Annotated in this window: 5 protein-coding genes and 1 pseudogene; 2 read left to right on the forward strand and 4 right to left on the reverse strand. The window is 62.3% G+C overall.

Annotated features, from left to right (window positions below):
* From AC30NL_RS07930 to AC30NL_RS07945, 4 genes and pseudogenes are all read right to left on the reverse strand, one after another.
* Positions 1–299: pseudogene (locus AC30NL_RS07930) on the reverse strand (hypothetical protein); the annotation flags it as partial.
* 313 nt (positions 300–612) lie between these two features.
* Positions 613–1,170 (reverse strand): transposase family protein, encoded by a 558-nt coding sequence (locus AC30NL_RS07935; protein WP_489463466.1) that lies wholly within the window; start codon positions 1,168–1,170, stop codon positions 613–615.
* Between the two features lie 703 nt (positions 1,171–1,873).
* On the reverse strand, positions 1,874–2,056 hold the full coding sequence (locus AC30NL_RS07940) for a CsbD family protein (protein ID WP_489463467.1): 183 nt from the start codon (positions 2,054–2,056) through the stop codon (positions 1,874–1,876).
* Positions 2,057–2,641: 585 nt separating this feature from the next.
* On the reverse strand, positions 2,642–4,549 hold the full coding sequence (locus tag AC30NL_RS07945; RefSeq protein WP_489463468.1) for a hypothetical protein: 1,908 nt from the start codon (positions 4,547–4,549) through the stop codon (positions 2,642–2,644).
* A 487-nt stretch (positions 4,550–5,036) separates the two neighbouring features.
* Between AC30NL_RS07945 and AC30NL_RS07950 the strand changes: the two genes are divergently transcribed.
* Together AC30NL_RS07950 and AC30NL_RS07955 are read left to right on the forward strand one after the other, a co-directional pair.
* A complete protein-coding gene (locus AC30NL_RS07950; protein WP_489463469.1) occupies positions 5,037–5,609 on the forward strand; it encodes an RNA polymerase sigma factor in 573 nt (190 codons plus the stop codon).
* Positions 5,602–6,264: a hypothetical protein gene (locus tag AC30NL_RS07955; RefSeq protein WP_489463470.1), complete on the forward strand. Its 663-nt coding sequence runs from the start codon at positions 5,602–5,604 to the stop codon at positions 6,262–6,264. Before AC30NL_RS07950 ends, AC30NL_RS07955 begins: the two co-directional genes overlap by 8 nt.
* Positions 6,265–6,382: the final 118 nt, after the last annotated feature.

Raw genomic sequence — 6,382 nt, forward strand, 5'->3', positions numbered from 1 at the left:
AACCACTCCATTTCGACCCGATGCTTCTGCAATCGCAGCACATTGAACGAGTTGGCTTCTCCGCGTGCGCGGGTGGACGTGGCGGTCCCCGCCGAAACCACTAGCGCCTCGTAGCCCGACAACGCATAGCGGTCTCCCGTGCCCGCCATCCGGCTGGTATGCAGATGACCGGCCAGCAGCACGTCGACCCCGGGGAGCCGGGAGCCTTGTCCAACGAATGAAAGGGACTTCCCCTTCCTGAGGTAGCCGCGAGTAGCGGCGAACGGCAACGAGCGCCACGATGGGGATGCAATCTTCATCAACTCTGAAGGAGAAGCCCATGAATTTTCCGAGGACCGACCTGTGGGTCGGCCCTCTTTTTGCTGCGTCGGTCGCCGGCTACGCGCAACTGAGGGCTCTGTCGTAGTCCAGCACGGGGTGCGATTCAAACTGATCAACTCGTTGCGGGTTCGGTCGGCACGAAGTCGCCAGTTCGCTCGATGGCGAACGTCGAGTAGCAGTTGCGCTAGAGGCATCAGACGCCGCGAAGTGATGGATTCGGCAAGAACGGCGCGAGCGGAACCGCGATGCGATGCCACGCACCGTTCTCGAATGGTCTAGACCAGGGGGGACTCAGCCGCGGAAGTGCCGCAGGTTGATCATCGTGTAGGCCAAGGTCTTGAGTGCGTAGTGCACGGTGCTGATGCGCTCGAAGCGAATCAGCACGCGGCGGAACTTGTCCTCCAAGGCGAACACGCGCTCGATGGTGCGGAATCGTTCCTTGAAGATCGCCGCATCGAACAGCCGCTTGCGCCCGCGCTTGGTGGTCTTCCTGCCGCGCGTGTTCTCATTGTTGTTGGGCACCATGCCGCGATTGAAGATGGCCTTTCGGTTGGCGTGGCAGTCGTAGACGCCATCCAGGCTGACGATGGTGCCCTTCAGCTCGATGCCCCCCGCGCGAGCGATGCTCGTCAATTTCGGCAGCGCCTCTCGCAACATGGGTGACTCGTTGCGGCTGCCTGGGGCGAATCGAACGGCGCGATCACGTTGCAGTTGCGGTCGGCAGAAGGGCACGACCTTGTCGCCCTTGATGACCCCGTTGAAGCCGATGTTATCGCCGCCCTTCTTGGCCGCGGTCGTCGTGGCCGTCACCGTGAACGACTGTCGTATCGAGTAGATCGTGCTGTGCAAGCGTCAACACCGAGCCGGTGAAGATCGCGTCGATACAGCCATCGTCCAACCATCGACGAAATGCCCGATAGATGCGCGTGTAGTGGATCTCCGCACGTCCATCTGCGCCTTTGCCGATGGGCCAGTTCCTTCCACTGACATCCGAGGTACAGCAACTGCAAGACGTAATTGAAGATCACGTGCGGCGACAGTGTGAGCGGCGGTCCTCGGCGACTGCGCGTCAGGTGCGGCAAGACAAATTCATCGAACTGCTCTAGCGTCAAACTCGTCGGAATCCATTGCCATTGCCATTGCCATTGCCATTGCCATTGCCATTGCCATTGCCATTGCTGCGCCCAAACGCCCGGATTTTGACCGACTCAGACCGGCTCAAAAGAATCCAGCATCGGCGGGGCTTGAAGCCGATTTCGCTCGCTCGGGAAACCCGCAATCAGTTGTCACCCATGACTCGTCGGCTGGAGTGACGAGCTCAGCATTGGGTGCCTTCTCGGCAGCTTGCATTGCTCTTCCTCAAGTGCAGGCCATTGACCGAGGAACTGACGCCCGCGAAGTGCGCAGCCGATGGACAACTGACTGGGTTGGGAACAACACAAACAATCACGACGGGCTGCTTCTGGAAGCCCTATCCCACAGCGGCGCGCTTGTTTGCCACGCACCGGCGCCGGTCACACTTAGAACTCGGCGGGCGCCGGTGAAACGAGGATCACTTGCGGCCGGAGTCCTTCAGGACTCCCTTGGCGTCGCCGACGTTCTTCTGCACCTTGCCTTCGACCTGCTTGGCAAGACCTTTGGCTTGCTGCTCAGTGCTGCCGATTGCTTCGCCGGTCTTTTCTTGCACCTTGCCAGCGGCGTCTTTGACGGAGCCCTTGACTTGATCCTTGTTCATGAATTCACCTCGAGTCAATTTGAAAATATGGGTGACCAAAAGCTCACCAGACGGAACGCCTAGGGTACCCAGAAGCTACCCGTCTCAGAAATAGTCTTGCGCCGCGGCGTCGTGTCGGTCAGGTCCTACGCGCGAGAGGTCCTGCATTGGCCCGGCGCCCGCGGCTTCGTTGCATGGTCGTGACAAGCAAGGATTTCCGTGTCTGAATCCACGCATTCCAGTCGATGAGCGCTGCACCGCGTGCTCGACCGGAGGGCACTGGCGCGCCCGCAGAACGGGCACTCCCTGTCACAGCCGTCCCGGCGTCACGCCGGATTGGTGCAACATGTCGCCAACAAACCCAGGGAATGGGAGCGAAGGTCGCCACCACATCGCTTGGAGGCGGAGTGCCAGTGCCCACGTAGTAGTGCGAGGGCGCTGCGAATGCCGGCAACGCAGTCAGCAGTGCGGCCCATGCGGAAAGCTGCTTTGCAGAACGAATCATCCGGTGTTCTCCACGAAGCGTCGGCGGCCCAGGATTTGGGCCGCCTCCCCGCTTTCATTTCAAGGGGATGGTCACCGGCGCGAGGCCGGGTCGTTCGACGCTCAGCAGCCTGCCCACCAGCACGTACCGTCGCGTGCCTTGACTACCGCCTGCCATTTCGGGTTTTTGGCATCGGTCAGTGTTTCCTTCAGGCCCCACATGCCGAACTTGGATGGTGTGGCGACGTGGTTGTAGTAGGCGAAGGTCTGTCCACCCGCCGCTTTCCAGTCGGCCATGTACTGCTCGTAGGCCGATCCCATCCGGGCATCCCGGTTTGCCGCGATCTCGAAATTCACGAACGTCGTGTCGGTGTCGCCGCCTGGAACGATGAGGTGCTGGCCGCCTTCGTAGGCCCACATCGGCTTGCCGTACGTATCGGCAGCGGCCTTGGTCTGTGCCATCCACGTCTTCGCGAGGCCAAGCGCGCCGGTCGGGGCGCCACTCCCCGCCGCGGCCAAGGGCGACGGGGTGACGACGTTGCCCGCCGCGTCAAGTCCGGTCAGTTCCTCGAACATCTTGCCCATGCCGCCATCTGCGTCGCCATACCAAGTTGCGATCGTCGGCCGCAACTTGGCGCTGCCGATGTAGTGTCCGAAGTAGGGCGCGATCGCGACGACGTCGATGCTCTTCGCGCAGGTCTTGCCAAGCTCAGCGGCCGCGTATGGGCAGGCCAGCACCTGCGACGCGCCGTAGCCTCCGGCCTGGGTGTTCGAGATGCAGCGCACCCGGTTCGCATCAGCGCCGAATTCGGCCTTGACGATGTCGCACACCTGCGTCAGCCGCTCTGCGTACCAACTCAACTGGAGCCCGTAGATGCTCGTCCCCTTCGCTACCTCGGCCGGCCAATGCGCGGCCGCCTGGTCGTACATCCATTTTGTCGGGGCAAAGGCGTAGTTCCAGGTTTCGTTGCCGTATTCCAGGTTCAGGGTACGGTTCTTCGCGAGGCGTTTATGCGCGAGCTGGGCGAACTGATGCACGTAGTCGTCCGTGGCGTGAGGCGGCAGGTTCATCCACGGATCGGCACCGACAGCGTTGGCGAGGTCGATCATGTGTTCGATCGGCACACCGTACGGCGTCGTCCAGGCGCGGGCGGTGGGCTGCGGACGGTCTGACCAGTTGGCCAGCAAGCTCGTGTTGGCCGCCATCCAGTCCATGAAGCGCAGAGTTCGGAAACCCTTGAGGTCGGTGTAGAACGGAGGATACCAGGGGTTTGTTGCGGGGAACGACTCGAACGGAACGAAGGTGCCGCGCGCGCCCCCGCATGCGGACGTGTCGGCCGCGAAGGTCGTGTAGTCGCTCGAGCAGGCGCCGCCTGGCGGATACACCCGGATGTTGCGCAGGTAGTTTGTTTTGTCAGTCGCGTTGATCGTAAGAAAGATGCCACCGGAGCTGGAGTTGGTGACCTTCACGACGTCGCGGCCGCTCTTCGATTGCGCCTCGATCTTGCTGGCCACGCCGGAGTAGCTGATCTTGCCGATGCCGTCGTAGCGGACGACATACACGCCATCCGGGGCGATGCCCGCGGACAGCACCGTCGTTGCATAGCGGAACTTGACGGAGGTGTCGCCGGCAGCCGGCAGGCTGCGAATCCAGCCGTCGGCATCCACGTCGAGCTTGGCCTCTTCCAGGGTGTCGAGGGGTCTCGCAGCACCGGTGAAGTCCTTGCACATCGCATTGGTGGCCGTCGAGCATCCGACGAACCACGCACCTGCGCGCTTCATCAGGTCGATGGTCGGGATCTCGGGCGAATAAGTGGTGAGCGGGCTCACGTTGATGCCGACGCCGGAATGACCCGTGGTCGTCATGGCAGCATCGCTGGTCACAGCTTGTGCCGTCGCCGTCGCCGTCTCCGGCAACGTGGCGGTGTCGGCCTGGTCGGACGTCGTGCTATCTCCACCGCCGCCGCACGCGGCCACGCTGGCGCCAAGAGCCAGGGCGATCATCGAAGTACGAAAGGTACTGAATTGCATGTTGATGTTGGTCGCTTGATAGTTGACAGGCCGTCATTCGCGGACGGAACGCACACGGGGCTGGCGTCTGCGTCGTCCGCGGCGAAGCCTGGAAATGCAAGGATGAGGCGGATCAGGTGCTTACTCGCCTCGACGGAGATGTCTTCCACGGGAGTCGTGGGGAGACACAAGAGTCACATCACTCGTCACCAATTGACTCTGGTCATGGCTAAGTCGTGTCACGCAGAAGAAAGGTTTGGTCTTCTTCGAAAAAAAGAGCGGTGCCGCTGCGTTTGAGACTGCTCCTCTCATAAATTGCGAATGAATGCCACCCCCTTGAACGGAAGCAATGGCGCATTGACGTTCAGTCGCCGCCTCAAATAGAGTCCTCAGTCCAATGACGGCAGACGAGCTTTGCTCGCTTGGCTGGTCAGAATTTCCCACTGAGAAAGAGGCCGTGACCGGAACGCAACCCTTGCACGTAATCGCATTGAACAACGACCAGGCCATGGGGCTGATCGACGCCGCGCGCAGCGGAGACGAACGGGCTATTAAGCAGCTCTACGACGCTTGCAAGGTCGTCCACTCCCACATCTTGAAGCACTACCGCGATCCGGTCTTCGCCAGCGAGATCTGGCACGACACCGTGATCGAGATATGGAAAGGCGCAACGCAATACCGCGGCCACGCACGCTTTACCACCTGGGCGGTTGGTATCGCGCGCAACTTGGCCGCAACTGCATGGCGCAAGCGTGCTCGTCCTGCGAACGGTCCTTTGACCATCGAACCGTTCGATGAGGCCGAGGAGGTTGGGATTGGCGATCCTCCTGTCTTCGGCCATGCCGACCCGTACCTTGCGATCTCCGCGCAGCAGCGCCGAGACAGCGTGCTGGCGTGCATCCGAAAGCTCTCCCCCAAGCTTCAGGATGCGCTTTGTCTTGTCTACTATGCCGAGATGCCGCAGGAAAAGATTGCCAGCCTGCTCGCGATTAACCTCAACACCCTCAAGACGCGCGTGCGCGATGCCCATCTCAAAGTGAAGGCCTGCCTAGGCCCCGATGCAGGGGCTCCCAATGATTGACGGCGATCGCTGGGCGGAGTTTGAGCGGGCGCTGCCCTGGTATGTCAATGGAACCATCGACGCCGAGGGTCGACACCGAGTGGAGGAGGTGCTGCGTGAATCGCCGCAAGCGGCGCAGGCGCTCGACTGGCATCGCGAGATGCAGCAGGTCGTGCGTACGCACGGGGCGACATTGGGGGCCAGCAGTGGCTGGAGCGAAGACGAAGAGTCCTCCATAGTGCGCCTGCTCGACCCCGAGCCCACGACCACACGGCGCGGTCTTGCCGAGGTGGTCCGCTCGGTCAGCCAGTGGCGGCTTGGCTCTCGGCCGACAATGGGTCTCACTGCCGCGTTGGTTGTGATGGTCGGCGTGGGTTTCTTCGCTCAGAGGCTTCCTGACGCCGGACCCGCGGCGGGTGACTACGCTGTCGAGCGCTCCGCCGTCGCAATGGCGCCTCTGCTGGAACTCCGGTTCAAGCGCGGGGTCACGGAGTGGGATACGCGCAAGCTGCTGCTGAGTGTCGACGCGCATATCGTGGAAGGACCCAGCCAGCTAGGCGATTACAGCCTGAGTGTGCCGCCAGCGCGTCTCGACGCCGTGCGCCTGGCGCTCGAGCACAGCCCGCTTGTCGAGATGGTGAGCGTGCAGGCGCGTCGCGGGTGCTGCGCGCCATGACGCCGTTCGCGTGCGCGAGGCGCCAGCTGTTGCGGGCCCTGCTGGCAGGCAGCTTCACGCCGGCCGCCGCCCAAGCCGTGCCCAAGCCATCTCGCCGCATCGCGCTGGTAGTTGGCAA

It is taken from the genome of Rhizobacter sp., assembly GCA_021153565.1.
Taxonomy (GTDB): Bacteria; Pseudomonadota; Gammaproteobacteria; order Burkholderiales; family Burkholderiaceae_C; genus Albitalea.